The sequence below is a fragment of the Amycolatopsis sp. NPDC049688 genome (genome assembly GCF_040674975.1).
GTDB lineage: Bacteria > Actinomycetota > Actinomycetes > Mycobacteriales > Pseudonocardiaceae > Amycolatopsis.
Map to the genome: position 1 here is coordinate 1 of NZ_JBFANY010000024.1, position 14,353 is coordinate 14,353.

Here is a 14,353-nt window from a genome sequence, read left to right on the forward strand (position 1 = left end):
GCCGCCCCCCCCTATATTCACCCCCCCGGTTGTTTTTTTAAAAACTGTTTCAAAACCCTGTTTCTCACTCACGACCACTTGCGCCGAGGCCAGGCCGTGGAAGACCGGGTGGGTCTTCCAGCGGACGTCCCGCACTTCGCAGGCGCCGCCGAGGTGCTTCGCCAGGGCGGTGAGCGCGATCTCGCCCTCGGCCAGCGCGACGCCGGAGCCGGGGCACGCGTGCCGCCCGAGGCCGAACGGCAGGCCGTCGGCCAGGGAGATCGCCACCGGGCCGTCCGGGCCGAACCGCAGCACGTACCGGGCCGGGCAGACCGCCGCCACCAGCTCGCGCACGGGCCGCGGACCGGAAGCCGCGAGTTCGAGACCCGCGCAGGCCAGGAAGTTCAGCGAGTTCTCGTAGACCGCGTGCGCCAGCACCACGGCGTTGATGGCCAGCTCGTCCTCGTCGAGCCGGCCGGCCGCGTGGGCTTCCCGCAACGCGGTCAGCCCACCCGGCCCGGCCGGGGTCCGGCTCAGCTGCACCGCGAGCCGGAACGCCGCCGCCTGCCCGGCCCGGTCGACCTCGCCGGACACGTCGAGGTTCGCCGTCGTCGCTTCGAGGTGGTCCAGGAAGACGTCGTCCAGGGGGACGCCCAGCACCGCCGACGTCACCAGCCCCGCCACCGGCCGCGCGAAGCCGCGCACCAGGTCGAAGGTCGTCCCCAGCCCGGCCACCGCCGTCTCGATCGCCGCCTGCAGGGCAGCCGGGAACGGCTCCAGCCCGGCGATGATCTCCCGCAGTACCGCGCGCACGCGGGTGTGCCCGTCGCCGTCCCGCAGCAGCACGCTGGGCGAGCCGCCCCCGGGATCCGACGTCAGCTCCGGCGACCGCAGGGCCCGCGCGCACGCGTCCCGGCCGGAGACCACCGTGATGCCGTGCCGTTCGAACTCGTCCATCGCTTCGACACGGTAGGGCAGGATGAGGCCGTGCCGCCCGCAGCCGTCCCGGATGCCGTCCTGACCACGCCGTTCACGGACTACCTGCTGCGCAACGCGGCCGAAGACCGCCCCGCGTTCACCTGCCGCACCTTCCCGGGCCCGGCCGGCCACACGCTGACCTGGCCGCAGCTGCTCGCCCGCGTCCGCGGGGTCGCCCGCGAGCTGCGGCGCGTCACGCGGCCGGGTGATCGCGTCGCCATCGTCGCCCGGCAGGACCTCGGGTACGTCACCGCCTTCCTCGGGACGCTCTACGCGGGACGCGTCGCGGTCCCGCTGTCCGTGCCGAACGGGCGGACCAACCGCGCCCGGGTCGAGTCGGCCTTCGCGGACGCCACCCCGGCGGCCTGTCTCACCTCGAAGGACCTGGTGGACAAGGTCCCGCCGGTCACCGTGCTGGCCGTCGAGGACATCGAGCCCGGCGACGCCGAGCCGCCGGCGGCCGTGGCGATGACCGACCCGGCGTACCTGCAGTACACATCCGGCTCGACGCGCCGCCCGGCCGGCGCGGTGATCTCCCACCGCGCGCTCGTCGCCAGCTGCTGGCAGACCACGCAGTGCTATCGCGCCGGCGCGTCGACACCGCTAGTGGGCTGGGTGCCGTTCTTCCACGACATGGGCCTGGTCCTGTTGATCGGCACGCCGGTCTTCCTCGGCTCGCGGTCGGTGTTCTGCACGCCGATGGACTTCGTGCGCGACCCGCTGCGCTGGATCCGGCTGCTGGCCGACCACCCGGGTGCGGTCACCGCCGCGCCGAACTTCGCCTTCGACCTGGCCGCCGAGGCGGCCCCTGGCCTTGAGGCCGTCGACCTTTCGCACGTCAACTCCCTGCTCAACGGCAGCGAGCCGGTCCGCGCGGACACCGTCGAAAACTTCGCGCGGGCCTTCGCGCCCTTCGGCCTGCCGCGAGCCGCCATCAAGCCGTGTTACGGACTCGCGGAGGCGACGGTGTTCGTCACCAGCGCCGGGGACGAGGGGCCGACGATCACCGAACTCGACGGCGAGCCGCGGGTGTCGGTGGGGCGGCCGTACGGCCAGCGGATCCGCATTGTCGACAAGGAGATCCAGGTGTCGGGCCCGAACCTCGCCGACGGCTATTGGGGCCGCGACGACGAGATCGCTCCCGGCGGCTGGCTGCGCACCGGCGACCTCGGGTTCGTCCACGACGGACAGCTGTACGTCACTGGCCGGCGCAAGGATCTGATCATCGTCGACGGCCGCAACCACCACCCGCAGGACATCGAGGCCACCGTGGAGGCCGCGCACCCGAGCGTCCGGCGCGCCGCCGCGTTCGGCGTGCGGGACGGCCGCGGCGAAGGTGTCGCGGTCGTGGCCGGGTGCACCGCGCCGGACGCGGCCGTGGAAACGGCGGTGCGGCGGGCCGTCTCGGCGGGGCACGACCTGCCGCTGCGCGCGCTGTGGCTGGTGCGGCCGGGCGAGGTGCCGCGGACCTCCAGCGGCAAGGTGTCCCGCGCCGCGGCCCGCGAACGCTGGTGGGGCGAGAATGGGCACCATGACTGACCCGGGGGCCTACGTCGACGAGATCCGGCGGATCATCGCCTTCGCGCTGGAGATCCCGCCGGAGCGGCTCACCGACACCACGCCGTTCGACGACATCGGCATGACGTCCCGGCAGCGCATCCAGCTGCTGGCCCGGGCCGAGGTCACCTTCGGCGTCTCGGTCGACATCGACGAGCTCGACCGGCTGGTGGACATCCGCGGCGTCGCCGAGGTGATCTCCGAGGCGGTCGCGGCGCAGCACGCCGGCGGGTAGCTCCCGGGCGGGTGCACTTCGCGGAAGCCCAGGTCCGCCGCCCGGGCGGACGCTAGACTCTGTGTGCATCTGCGACGGCACCGAACGGGGTCCGGGCGCGTCACAGTCCCGGAACGTCAGCCAGGGACTGTGGGATCGAAGGGGGCAGCGACCATGCCGGACGGGTATGCAGCGAGTTCGGAGGCGATGACGCGGGCGCAGATCCGCCTGGCGGACGTCGCCGACGACCCGGCGGCCGAAGCCAAGAAGGTCGCGCCGACCGAGATCGTGGCCGTCGACTTCGGCCGCGTCCACCAGGAGAGCTTCGGCAAGTACAAGGCCGGGATGGACGAGATCGGCGCCGGCCTGACCGGGCTGTCGAACGCCCTGCTGAACCTGGGCGGCGGCATCGGGACCGCGGGCGGCAAGTACACGACCCAGGAAGCGAACGCCGGGGCGACCGCGAACCAGGCCGGGGGTAACCGCTGATGGCTGACTGGGCCGAAATCAAGAAGGTCCTCGATGACCCGAACGTGTCCATGGACACGAAGACGAAGCTCATGGAGGAGTACGACCGCAACACCTTCAACTTCAACGACGAAGAAGAAGAGTACGCGAAGAAGTACATCGAAAACTATTCCGACGGCGGCGGCGGTTACGACGTCTTCGACTCGAACGACACCGACGAGATCGTCGCCGAGGCGAAGCAGGAGTCGGCGGCCAAGAACCAGGAACACCGGCGCCAGACCGCCGAACGCGACCAGGCCAAGAAGAACCTCGACGGCATCGCCGCGCCGACGCTGGGGGCCGGCGCGAAGAGTTCCGACGAACAGCTCGACCAGGGCAATGTCGCGGTGGACATGCTCGCGAAGTGGACCGACGAGGTCTGGAACCAGATCAAGGGCGGCGAAGGCGAAAAGAAGAATTCGCAGACCGACCTCAAGGACAAGTTCCACGAGAACCGCGGGATCCAGTACCAGAAGTTCCTCAGCGACGCCGACGACCTGAGCAAGGCGCACAAGGTCGTCGAGGACACCCTCACCAAGAGCGACACCGAGCTGCAGACCCTCTTCGGCGAGTGGAAGGGCAAGGGCGCCAACGCCGCGGAGATCAAGTACGACGAGATGCTCAAGCCGCACGCCAAGGAGCTGTCGCAGCAGATCGAAGGGGCGGCGAAGCTGATCCCGGAGACCGTCACGCAGGTCTACACCGCGGTCAAGAAGAAGGTCGATGAGGTCCTGCAGCTGCACCGCCCGGTGATCGCCGAGGCCGACATCCCGATGGCGAAGGACGTCCTCAAGATCGCCAACGGCGACACCGACAAGTTCGACGACTTCATGAAGGTCGCCGGCTGGATCGACGCCGTCAACGCGAAGAACGGCAACCCGTCCAACCTCGCCGAGCGGCTGCAGAACGACGACTGCGGCTTCAACGACGAAAACAAGGAATACGGCCGGAACGTCTGCCGCTACTGGCGTGACGGCGCTTTCTCGACCGAGTACAAGAGCCTGATCACCGCGTTCGACGGGTCCTGCAAGGCGGCCAAGGAGACCATCGACCAGCAGTTCGGCGCGCTGGCGCGGTACATGGACGGCTACCGCAACCAGCTGACCGAAGCCAAGAACGACGGCAACACGGGCAATACCGGAAACACCGGCAACACGGGGAACACCGGCAACACCGGGAACACGGGCAGCACCGGGACCGGCAGCACGGGAAGCACCGGCACGGGCAGCACCGGAACCGGGGGCGGCGGCACGACCACGCCGTCGGCGGCCGAGCCGCCCAAGGCCGAAGAACCGCCGAAGCCCGAGGAAGGCAAGAACCCGATCACCGGGAAGCCGTTGGAGGTCGACCCGGCGACGGGTCAGCCGTACCCGATCGACCCGAAGACCGGCGAGGCCATCAAGGACCTCGACGACACCGACACGGTGTCGGTCAAGAAGGGCGACAACACGATCACGATGTCCGAGCCCGACAAGGAGGGCAAGCAGGACATCTCCGTGGACGACGGCCACGGCCACAAGAAGGACTACCACCTCGACTGGGGTGACGACGACAAGGCCGAGGCGGGCAAGGACGGCGCCGGCAAGGACGGCGACAAGGCGTCCTTCGGCCCGCAGGGCAGCCAGGCGGTCAAGGAGGGCCAGCCCGGCGCGGACGGCAGCTACAAGCCGGGGCCGGACGGCAAGATCCACATCCAGGACGGCAACCTCAAGATCACCGCCGAGCGGCCGGAGGGCCCGGACGGGCCGACGATCGTGACCGTCGACGACGGCAAGGGCGAGCCGACCACCTACACGCTGGACGAGAAGGACGACCCGAAGGCCGCCGACCTCAAGGGCGACAACCTCAAGACCGAGGCCAAGCCGGTGACCGACGGCGCGGCCGGTGCGGACATCCGGCACGACGCGAACGCCGAGTCGCCGCTGACGAAGGACCCGGCGCCGGCCAACCCCGACCCCGGCTTCACGCGCAGCGAAGGCATGTCGGGGTTCACCGCGCCCGGCGGTTTCGAGGGTGACCTCGGCGGCAGCGTCGGCGCCGAGCCCGCGGTGGCGACGGCCGACGCGGGGGCGGGCACCGGTTCCGGTGACGCGACGACGACGGCCGGCGCGAGCGACTTCGGCTCGGCCATCACCGGCGGCGGGGCGCCGGACTTCGCGGGCGCCGTGTCGCTCGACCCGGGCGCCCAGACGGGCAGCGACGCCTCGCTGCCGATGTCCGACGGCGGCGGTGGCCTCGGCGCCACCCCGGTCGACGCCGGCCTGCACCAGGCGGCCGCGAGCGCGCCGGGCGCGAGCGCGATGTCGGGCATGGGCGGCATGGGCATGATGGGCGGCATGGGCGGCGCGCCCGGTGGCGGTGGCGGCGACCAGCAGCGCGGGCCCAGCCAGTACCGCATCGAGGGCGGCGTGTTCGAGACGTCCGGCGCGAAGGGCCGGATCAGCGGCTCGCTGGACGACGAGGGTGACCGTTCGATCCGGTACGACCGGTGACGAGGGCCGAGGAGGGCCGATGAGCAGCGCCGAAGACCGGTATCGCGCGGCGATCTCGACGATGGAAGCCGCGGCTCGTGAGCAGGACGAGCAGCGCGGGCTGCGCGAACGCCGGCTCGCCGAGGCCCAGCAGCAGGTCCGGGAGGGCATGCGGCAGGAGCTGGCGGCCGCGCAGAAGTACGCCGAGCACATGGACGAGCTCAACAAGCGCAAGCAGAGCGCGGGTGGCTGGGCGACGGAGAAGACGCTGGCCGACAAGTCCCGCGAGTCGCTGATGGAGTTCGGCGTCCACGACGAGGAAGCGGACACCGGCTACACGAACTACCCGACGCCGAGTTACGGCACCCCGGCGGTTTCCGCCCGCCCGGAGCCGGCCCCGGAACCGCCACCGGCGGCGGCCCCCGAGCCGCCCCGGCGTGGGCGGCACGCGCGTCAGCCCGACGACGAGGACGACTTCTCCAGCACGAGCTGGCTGGTCTGAGGCCGGTTCAGCGGGCGGGTTCTTCCTCACGCTCGATCGGGGCGCGCTTGACGTCCGCCTCGAGCAGGGGCCGGTACTTGTCGGTGCCGGTCAGGTGGGTGAGGAAGAACGCGGTGAACAGGGCACGCGTGAGCTGCTGCGTCTTGCGGTGCGGCTTGCCGTGCATGATCAGCTGCGACCAGTGCTTGCCTTCGGTGACGCCGAGGTGGGACGCCTTGCCGAGGAAGCGCAACTGGACGTCGTCACCGCCCCAGGCCCCGGCGATGGCCTCGGCGTGCGCGACGGACGGGGCGACCAGGTCCGCCTCCGCGGCCAAGTGCAGGCCGGGAACGGTGATCGCCTGCGCCGCCTCGCTCGCCGGCGGGAGCGTCTGGGCCGCGGTGATGGTGGCGACGGCCTTGATCCGCGGCTTCTCACTTCGAGCGTCCTGCGCCGCGGCGAGAACGGCCGAGCCACCGCCGGTCGAGTGTCCGGCGAGCCCGAGCTTGGCCGGGTCGACGCTGATCCCGTCCGGCCCGAGCCGCACGGTCGTGACGACGTCGAGGGTGGTCAGTAGATCGGCGGCGAGCAGCCGGTGCGACGGCAGGGGGCCTTTTTGCGTGGCCGGCGCGGCGGCGACGATGCCCCAGCTGGCGAGGTGCCGCAGCAGCTGCCGGTACCGATCGGGCGGCTGCAGCCACCCGTGCCCGAAGGCCACGGCCGGCAACCCGAGGCCGGCCCGGGGCGTGTAGACGACGCCGGGCAGCCCGACCAGGGCGAGATCGCCCCGCAGGACCTCGTGCGGACCCGGGTGCGTCAACTCCGCGAGCAGCTGCTTGGGCTTGCTGGCCATGGCCGAACCCTACTGTGCGCGGCCGGTCCGGGCTCGCCCGCCGCCCCGGCGCGCCGCCGCGCGAACCTGGACGGTCAGCTCGCGTACCCGGACAGCCGCCTCGCGTACCCCGAGGGTCGGTCCGCGTACCTGGACAGTCGGCTCGCGTACCTGCGCTGTCGGTCCGGCTCATCGGGTTCGCCGCTCCGCGGCATGTCGCGTCCGGTGGCCCGCGGGGGCGCCCCCCGTCTTCCACTCTACCGGCGGGCACCGACAGTTTCGGCGGCCCGAGCCGGCCGACCCTCCAGGTACGCAGGCCGACCCTCCAGGCACGCGGGGCCGACTCTCCAGGCACGCGGGCCGACCGTCCGGGTGCACCGCATTGGTTTGAACCATCGGCCGCGCCTTTTCGCAGGTCGGAGGGCCTTCGCGGACCCCGTCAACCCGCTGAATGTCCCTCGTTAGGCTGGTGTGCGTGTGTGGAATCGTGGGATATGTCGGGCACCGCCCGGCTCTGGACGTCGTCCTCGGTGGGCTCCGGCGCATGGAGTACCGCGGTTACGACTCGGCCGGTGTCGCGGTCCTCGACGGTGCCGGTGCGCTGACCGTCGAGCGCAAGGCCGGCCGGCTGGCCAACCTGGAAGGCCGGCTCGACGAGGTCGGCCGCGAGCACTTCGGCGGCACCGCCGGCATGGGGCACACCCGCTGGGCCACCCACGGGGCGCCGGTCGACCGCAACTCGCACCCGCACCGGGACGCCTCCCAGCGCGTCGCCGTCGTGCACAACGGCATCATCGAAAACTTCGCCACCCTCCGCGCCGAGCTCGAAGCCGACGGCGTCGAGATGGCCAGCGACACCGACACCGAGACCGCCGCCCACCTGGTGGCCCGCGCGTACACCGAAGGCGACACCAAGGGCGACTTCACCGCCAGCGTCGCCGCCGTCTGCCGCCGCCTCGAAGGCGCGTTCACGCTGGTCGTGACGCACGCCGACCACCCGGACACGATCGTGGCCGCCCGCCGGTCGTCGCCGCTGGTCGTGGGGGTCGGGGAGGGCGAGCACTTCGTCGCCTCCGACGTCGCCGCCTTCATCGAGCACACCCGCGAGGCCGTCGAGCTCGGCCAGGACCAGCTCGTCGTCATCACCCGCGAGGGCTACGACGTCCTCGACTTCCACGGCGACGCCGCCCAGGCCAAGCCGTTCACCGTGGACTGGGACCTCTCCGCCGCCGAGAAGGGCGGCCACGAGTACTTCATGCTCAAGGAGATCGAGGAGCAGCCCGAGGCGCTGGCCAACACGCTGCGCGGGCACTTCGAGTCCGGCCGGATCATCCTCGACGAGCAGCGCATCTCCGACCAGGACCTCCGCGACGTCGACAAGGTCTTCGTCGTCGCCTGCGGCTCGGCCTACCACTCCGGCCTGGTCGCCAAGTACGCCATCGAGCACTGGACCCGCCTGCCGGTCGAGGTGGAGCTGGCGAGCGAGTTCCGCTACCGCGACCCGGTCCTCGACCGCGACACCCTCGTCGTCGCCGTGAGCCAGTCCGGCGAGACGGCGGACACGCTCGAAGCCGTCCGGCACGCCCGGGAGCAGAAGGCCCGCGTCCTGGCCGTCTGCAACACCAACGGCGCGCAGATCCCGCGCGAGTCCGACGCCGTCCTCTACACCCACGCCGGGCCCGAGATCGGCGTCGCCTCGACCAAGGCGTTCCTCGCCCAGATCGCGGCCAACTACCTGGTCGGCCTGGCGCTGGCGCAGGCCCGCGGCACGAAGTACCCGGACGAGGTCGCCCGCGAGTTCGCCGAGCTGGAGGCCATGCCCGCGGCCGTCCAGAAAGTACTGTCCACTGTGGAGCAGGTGCGCGACCTCGGGCGCCGCATCGCGGACTCCAAGGCGGTGCTGTTCCTCGGACGGCACGTCGGCTTCCCGGTCGCCCTCGAAGGCGCGCTGAAGCTCAAGGAACTCGCGTACATGCACGCCGAGGGCTTCGCCGCCGGCGAGCTCAAGCACGGCCCGATCGCGCTGATCGAAGACGGCCTGCCGGTCGTCGTCGTGATGCCGTCGCCCAAGGGCCGCGCGGTGCTGCACTCGAAGCTCGTGTCGAACATCAGCGAGATCCAGGCCCGCGGCGCCCGCACGATCGTGATCGCCGAAGAGGGCGACGAGACGGTCCGGCCGTTCGCCGACGAGCTCATCGAGGTCCCCGCGGTGCCGACGCTGCTGCAGCCGCTGGTGTCCACCGTGCCGCTGCAGGTGCTGGCCGCGGAGATCGCCCGCGCCCGCGGGTACGACGTCGACAAGCCGCGTAACCTGGCGAAGTCCGTCACAGTCGAGTAATCGCCGGAGGGCCCGCCGTGCAGGGAATCTGGACCACGGAACGGATTCGCGAGGCGGAGGGGCGGGCGTTCGCCGTCACGCCGGAAGGCGAGCTGATGCGGCGGGCGTCCTTCGGGCTCGCGGTCCACATCGCGGACTTCCTCGAGGACCACACCGGCAGCGTGTCCGGCCGCCGGGTCGTCCTGCTGGTCGGCTCCGGTGACAACGGTGGTGACGCCCTGTGGGCCGGCGCGTTCCTGCGCCGCCGCGGAGTGGCGGTCACGGCGGTCCTGCTCAACCCCGCGAAGGCACATGCAAAAGGCCTCGGGGCGCTCAAGCGCGCTGGGGGACGTGCGGTGTCCGCCGAGGACGGTCCACAGTGGATCGCCAAAGCCGACGTCGTGGTGGACGGCATCATCGGCATCTCGGGCAAGGGCGCACTGAGGCCCGACGCGGCCCGGCTGGTCGAGCTGGTCGAGGCCCCGATCGTGGCGGTCGACCTGCCCAGCGGCGTCGACCCGGACACCGGCGCGGTCGACGGCCCGGCGGTGAAGGCGGCCAAAACCGTCACGTTCGGCGCGCTCAAGCCGGTCCACGCACTCGCGCCCGCCCACTGCGGCGAGGTCGTGCTGGTCGACATCGGTCTCGAGCTGGACAACCCCGACCTCCAGCGCCTCGACATCGTCGACGTCGCCGCGGCGTGGCCCATCCCCGGGCCGGAGGACGACAAGTACAGCCAGGGTGTCGTCGGGATCGCGGCCGGCTCGGCGACCTACCCGGGCGCGGCGGTACTCGCGTCGGGCTCGGCGGTCCGCGCGACCTCGGGCCTCGTGCGCTACGCGGGTCACGCGGCCGACGTCGTGCGCGGGCAGTGGCCGGAGATCATCGCGACGGGCACGGTCGCGGACGCCGGCCGGGTCCAGGCGTGGGCGGTCGGCCCCGGCATCGGCACGGGCGCCGAAGGCCGCGAAGTCCTGCGGTTCGTCCTCGGCCAGGGCGTCCCGGTCTGCGCGGACGCCGACGCGACGACGATCATCGCCAAGAGCCCGGACGTCCTCGACGCCCGCGACCCGGACACGCCCCTGGTCCTGACGCCGCACGCGGGCGAGTACGAGCGCTTGATGGGCCGCAAGCCGGGCCCGGACCGCGTGACGGCGGCGCGTGAAGCGGCGAAGAAGTACGACGCGGTGGTGCTGCTGAAAGGGCACTGCACGGTGATCGCGGCTCCGGACGGCCGGGTCGCGGTGAACACCCCCCGCGGCGCCTGGCTGGCGACGGCCGGCTCGGGCGACGTCCTGTCCGGCCTGGTCGGCGCGCTCCTCGCGGCCGGCTTGGACCCCTGGCTGGCGGCGGCCGCCGCAGCGAACGTCCACTCGCTGGCCGGCGCGATCGCGGCCCAGAACGCCCCGACGTCGGCGTCCGGCCTGGTCCACGCCATCCCGGAGGCCATCCGCGCGATCCGCTCGCTAACGTCCTGAGAAGACTTATCGAGTTCTCTGTTAACTTCGCGCGATAAATCTGGTAAGAATGCCGTGTGAGCGGCGGCACAGTATCCGGAGACCGGAAGACCCGGCCGTCCGATGCCGTCGTCGAGCAGCGGCGGCAGGACATCCTCGACCACGTCATCGAGCAGGGCGAGGTCCGCATCGACGACCTGACCGCGCGCTTCAAGGTCAGCCTGATGACCATGCACCGCGACCTCGACGACCTCGCCGAGCGCCGCCTCCTCCGCAAGCTCCGCGGCAAGGTCGAGGCCTACCCCGCGCTCACCATCGAGACCGCCGCCCGCTTCCGCGACACGCTCCACCACGGTGAGAAGGAGGCTCTCGGCGACGCCGCCGCGAACCACGTCCAGGCCGGCCAGACCGTCTTCGTCGACGACTCGACCACCCTCCTCCCGCTGGTCCGCCGGCTCGCCGAGATCGACGCCCTCACCGTCGTCACCAACTCGCTGCACGCGGCCCGGCTGCTCGGGCCGAAGGTCGAGGTCGTCCTCGCCGGGGGCCGCTACAGCCACGAGTACGACTCCTGCGCCGGTCCCGAGGTGCTCGGCCTGCTCGACTCGATCCGCGCCGACGTCTCGTTCGTCTCGGTCACCGCGGTCGCCGTCGGCCGGCTGTTCCACCCGGACCGCGACTACGCCGAGCTCAAGAAGGCCGCCCTCAAGGTCGCGAACCAGAGCGTGCTCGTCGTCGACCACTCGAAGTTCGGCCGCACCGCCACCTACGCGCACGGCGACGTCGGCGACTACGACCTGCTGATCACCGGCCAGGCCACACCCACCGAGGAGATCGAGGCCGCGCTCAACGCGGGCACCGCGATCGAGATCGTCGAACACGTCGCAGAGGGGCAGCCCTATGACAGCTGAGCTGGTCGCCGGCATCGACTCGTCCACGCAGTCGACCAAGGTCGTCGTGTGCGACGCCGAAACCGGCGAAATCGTCCGCACCGGCCGTGCGCCGCACCCCGAGGGCACCGAGGTCGCGCCCGCCGCCTGGTGGGACGCCTTCCAGGAGGCGTCGAACGGCCTGCTCGACGGCGTCCGGGCCATCGGCGTCGGCGGGCAGCAGCACGGCATGGTCACCCTCGACGAAGACGGCGAGGTCGTCCGGCCGGCGCTGCTGTGGAACGACACCCGCTCCGCGCAGGCGGCGCTCGACCTCATCGACGAACTCGGCGGGCCGTCGGCCTGGGCGAAGTCCGTCGGCTCGGTGCCGGTCGCCAGCTTCACCGTGACGAAACTGCGCTGGCTGGCCGAGCACGAGCCCGAGCTCGCCGACCGCGTGACGCGCGTGCTGCTCCCGCACGACTGGCTGACCTGGAAGCTCACCGGCGGCGACCCGGTCACCGACCGCGGCGACGCCTCCGGCACCGGCTACTTCTCGCCGTCGGACAACGCCTACCGCCTCGACGTCCTCAGCCACGCCTTCGGCGGCCGGACGCCGGAGCTGCCGACCGTCCTCGGTCCGGCCGACGCGGCCGGCCACACCCCGGACGGCGTGCTGGTTTCGGCTGGCACCGGCGACAACATGGCCGCCGCGCTCGGGCTGGAACTCAAGCCCGGCGACGCCGTCGTTTCGCTCGGCACCAGCGGCACGGTGTTCGGCGTCGCCGAGACCGGCGCGGCCGACGTCAGCGGCGAGGTCGCCGGGTTCGCCGACGCCACCGGCCGCTTCCTCCCGCTCGCCTGCACGCTCAACGCCGCCCGCGTCCTCACCGCGACGGCCGCGATGCTCGGCGCGACGCTCAGCGAGTTCGACCGGCTCGCCCTGGCCGCCGAGCCGGGCGCCGGCGGGCTGACGTTCCTGCCGTACCTCGACGGCGAGCGCACCCCGAACCTGCCCGGCGCGACCGGCTCGCTGGCCGGTCTGACCCGGGACAACATGACCCCGGAGAACCTCGCGCGCAGCGCCGTCGAAGGCATGCTCTGCGGCCTGGCCGCGGGTCTCGACGCGGTGCGTGCGCACGGCCTCGACGTCCAGCGCGTGCTGCTGATCGGCGGTGGCGCGCAGTCGCGGGCCGTCCGCGCGGTCGCGCCGCTGGTCTTCGGCGTGCCCGTGCAGCTGCCCGAAGTCGCCGAGTACGTCGCGCTCGGCGCGGCGCGGCAGGCGGCGTGGGCCCTGGCTTCCAGCGCGGAACCCCCGTCCTGGCAGGAACACCAGAAGCTCCGGCTCGAGCTGGACGAGCCGACCGAGGCGCAGCGCGCCGAGGGCCACCGGATCCAGCAACGCCACCTCGAAGCCCGCGAAGCGGCGTACGGGGTCCGGCGGAATCTCGGAGAGGACTGACCGATGGCTTCCATCACCTACGACAAGGCCACCCGCCGCTACCCGGGTGCCGAGCGGCCCGCGGTCGACGCGCTGGACCTGCAGATCGAGGACGGCGAGTTCCTCGTGCTGGTCGGCCCGTCCGGCTGCGGCAAGTCGACCAGCCTGCGCATGCTCGCCGGCCTCGAGGACATCGACGACGGCGCCGTCTGGATCGGCGACCGCGACGTCACCCAGCTGCCGCCGCGTTCCCGCGACATCGCGATGGTGTTCCAGAACTACGCGCTGTACCCGCACATGACGGTCGCGCAGAACATGGGCTTCGCGCTGAAGATCGCCGGGCGGCCCGCGTCCGAGATCAAGCAGAAGGTGCTGGAGGCCGCGAAGCTGCTCGACATCGAGCAGTACCTCGACCGCAAGCCGAAAGCGCTCTCCGGTGGTCAGCGCCAGCGCGTCGCGATGGGCCGCGCGATCGTGCGCGAGCCGCAGGTCTTCCTCATGGACGAGCCGCTGTCGAACCTCGACGCCAAGCTGCGTGTCTCGACGCGTACGCAGATCGCCGCGCTGCAGCGCCGCCTCGGCGTCACGACGGTGTACGTCACGCACGACCAGGTCGAGGCCATGACGATGGGTGACCGCGTGGCGGTGCTCTCGGACGGCCTGCTGCAGCAGTGCGACACCCCGCGCGCGCTGTACGACCGGCCCGCCAACGCTTTCGTCGCCGGCTTCATCGGCTCGCCCGCGATGAACCTCGTCACCGCGAAGCTGACGGCCGACGGCGCCGAGCTGGGCGGCGGCAGCGTGGCCCTGACCCGCGAGGTCATCGCGGCCGCCGACGGCGACACGGTGACCCTCGGCTTCCGCCCGGAGTCCCTGGAAGTGGTCAGCGAGGGCCCCGACTCGGTGCCGATCAAGGTCGACCTGGTCGAGGAGCTCGGCTCGGACGCGTACGTCTACGGCAAGCTCGCCGAGACCGACGCCGAAGGCACGAAGTCCAACGTCGTGGCCCGAGTCGACCCGCGCACCCCGCCGGCCATGGGCGACACGCTCCACCTGCGAATCCGCCCCGACGAGCTGCACGTGTTCTCCGCCACGTCCGGGGCGCGCCTGCCCTGACCGGCAAAGGCCCGGCAACCGCCGAGCCGACGTAAACCGCTCGTTGACGGCCTAACCAGCCCGAAACCACCCAGACCTCCCCGCAACCCCGATACGAAGCCAGAACACGGCCGGTAGTGCCGGGTCAAGGCACG

At 71.9% G+C, this 14,353-nt stretch carries 12 protein-coding genes; 10 read left to right on the plus strand and 2 right to left on the minus strand.

The genetic code is table 11. The features are described from left to right. Window positions 1-936: hypothetical protein (locus tag AB0J55_RS42460; protein WP_364262691.1), on the minus strand; the 936-nt coding region annotated here is incomplete at its 3' end. Window positions 937-966: 30 nt separating this feature from the next. Between AB0J55_RS42460 and AB0J55_RS42465 the strand changes: the two genes are divergently transcribed. From AB0J55_RS42465 to AB0J55_RS42485, 5 genes are all read left to right on the plus strand, one after another. Next, window positions 967-2,496 carry a fatty acyl-AMP ligase gene (locus tag AB0J55_RS42465; RefSeq protein WP_364262694.1) on the plus strand — a complete coding sequence of 510 codons (1,530 nt, stop codon included), beginning with the start codon at window positions 967-969 and terminating at the stop codon, window positions 2,494-2,496. Then, window positions 2,489-2,749, plus strand: a complete 261-nt coding sequence (locus AB0J55_RS42470; RefSeq protein WP_364262697.1) for an acyl carrier protein — start codon at window positions 2,489-2,491, stop codon at window positions 2,747-2,749. Before AB0J55_RS42465 ends, AB0J55_RS42470 begins: the two co-directional genes overlap by 8 nt. A gap of 153 nt (window positions 2,750-2,902) precedes the next feature. Beyond that, window positions 2,903-3,217, plus strand: coding sequence for a hypothetical protein (locus AB0J55_RS42475; protein ID WP_364262700.1), 315 nt, complete (start codon window positions 2,903-2,905; stop codon window positions 3,215-3,217). After that, window positions 3,217-5,727 carry a WXG100 family type VII secretion target gene (locus AB0J55_RS42480; protein ID WP_364262703.1) on the plus strand — a complete coding sequence of 837 codons (2,511 nt, stop codon included), beginning with the start codon at window positions 3,217-3,219 and terminating at the stop codon, window positions 5,725-5,727. The genes AB0J55_RS42475 and AB0J55_RS42480 overlap by 1 nt, the downstream gene beginning before the upstream one ends. A 19-nt stretch (window positions 5,728-5,746) precedes the next feature. Continuing rightward, the gene (locus AB0J55_RS42485; protein ID WP_364262706.1) at window positions 5,747-6,208 is read left to right on the plus strand and encodes a hypothetical protein; all 462 of its coding nucleotides are present in this window, start codon (window positions 5,747-5,749) and stop codon (window positions 6,206-6,208) included. A 7-nt stretch (window positions 6,209-6,215) separates the two neighbouring features. Here AB0J55_RS42485 and AB0J55_RS42490 read toward each other — a convergent pair whose 3' ends face one another. Beyond that, complete coding sequence (locus tag AB0J55_RS42490) at window positions 6,216-7,040, minus strand: alpha/beta hydrolase (protein ID WP_364262709.1); 825 nt, start codon at window positions 7,038-7,040, stop codon at window positions 6,216-6,218. A 454-nt stretch (window positions 7,041-7,494) separates the two neighbouring features. Here AB0J55_RS42490 and glmS point away from each other — a divergent pair, with 454 nt between their 5' ends. From glmS to ugpC, 5 genes are read left to right on the plus strand one after another with little or no spacing between them, the layout of a single operon-like run. Beyond that, on the plus strand, window positions 7,495-9,357 hold the full coding sequence (gene glmS, locus AB0J55_RS42495; RefSeq protein WP_364262712.1) for a glutamine--fructose-6-phosphate transaminase (isomerizing): 1,863 nt from the start codon (window positions 7,495-7,497) through the stop codon (window positions 9,355-9,357). Between the two features lie 17 nt (window positions 9,358-9,374). Beyond that, the gene (locus AB0J55_RS42500; RefSeq protein WP_364262715.1) at window positions 9,375-10,814 is read left to right on the plus strand and encodes an NAD(P)H-hydrate dehydratase; all 1,440 of its coding nucleotides are present in this window, start codon (window positions 9,375-9,377) and stop codon (window positions 10,812-10,814) included. A 56-nt stretch (window positions 10,815-10,870) separates the two neighbouring features. After that, window positions 10,871-11,704 (plus strand): DeoR/GlpR family DNA-binding transcription regulator, encoded by an 834-nt coding sequence (locus AB0J55_RS42505; RefSeq protein WP_364262718.1) that lies wholly within the window; start codon window positions 10,871-10,873, stop codon window positions 11,702-11,704. After that, window positions 11,694-13,124 (plus strand): xylulokinase, encoded by a 1,431-nt coding sequence (xylB, locus tag AB0J55_RS42510; RefSeq protein ID WP_364262721.1) that lies wholly within the window; start codon window positions 11,694-11,696, stop codon window positions 13,122-13,124. The genes AB0J55_RS42505 and xylB overlap by 11 nt, the downstream gene beginning before the upstream one ends. A gap of 3 nt (window positions 13,125-13,127) precedes the next feature. After that, on the plus strand, window positions 13,128-14,219 hold the full coding sequence (gene ugpC, locus AB0J55_RS42515; protein WP_364262724.1) for a sn-glycerol-3-phosphate ABC transporter ATP-binding protein UgpC: 1,092 nt from the start codon (window positions 13,128-13,130) through the stop codon (window positions 14,217-14,219). Window positions 14,220-14,353 lie beyond the last annotated feature (134 nt).

What these genes read in the sequence shown, in the direction of transcription:
- AB0J55_RS42470 (WP_364262697.1), top strand. Translation starts at nt 2,489, where the DNA reads ATGACTGACCCGGGGGCCTACGTCGACGAGATCCGGCGGATCATCGCC.
- AB0J55_RS42475 (WP_364262700.1), top strand. Translation starts at nt 2,903, where the DNA reads ATGCCGGACGGGTATGCAGCGAGTTCGGAGGCGATGACGCGGGCGCAG.
- AB0J55_RS42480 (WP_364262703.1), top strand. Translation starts at nt 3,217, where the DNA reads ATGGCTGACTGGGCCGAAATCAAGAAGGTCCTCGATGACCCGAACGTG.
- AB0J55_RS42485 (WP_364262706.1), top strand. Translation starts at nt 5,747, where the DNA reads ATGAGCAGCGCCGAAGACCGGTATCGCGCGGCGATCTCGACGATGGAA.
- AB0J55_RS42490 (WP_364262709.1), bottom strand. Translation starts at nt 7,040, where the DNA reads ATGGCCAGCAAGCCCAAGCAGCTGCTCGCGGAGTTGACGCACCCGGGT.
- xylB (WP_364262721.1), top strand. Translation starts at nt 11,694, where the DNA reads ATGACAGCTGAGCTGGTCGCCGGCATCGACTCGTCCACGCAGTCGACC.
- ugpC (WP_364262724.1), top strand. Translation starts at nt 13,128, where the DNA reads ATGGCTTCCATCACCTACGACAAGGCCACCCGCCGCTACCCGGGTGCC.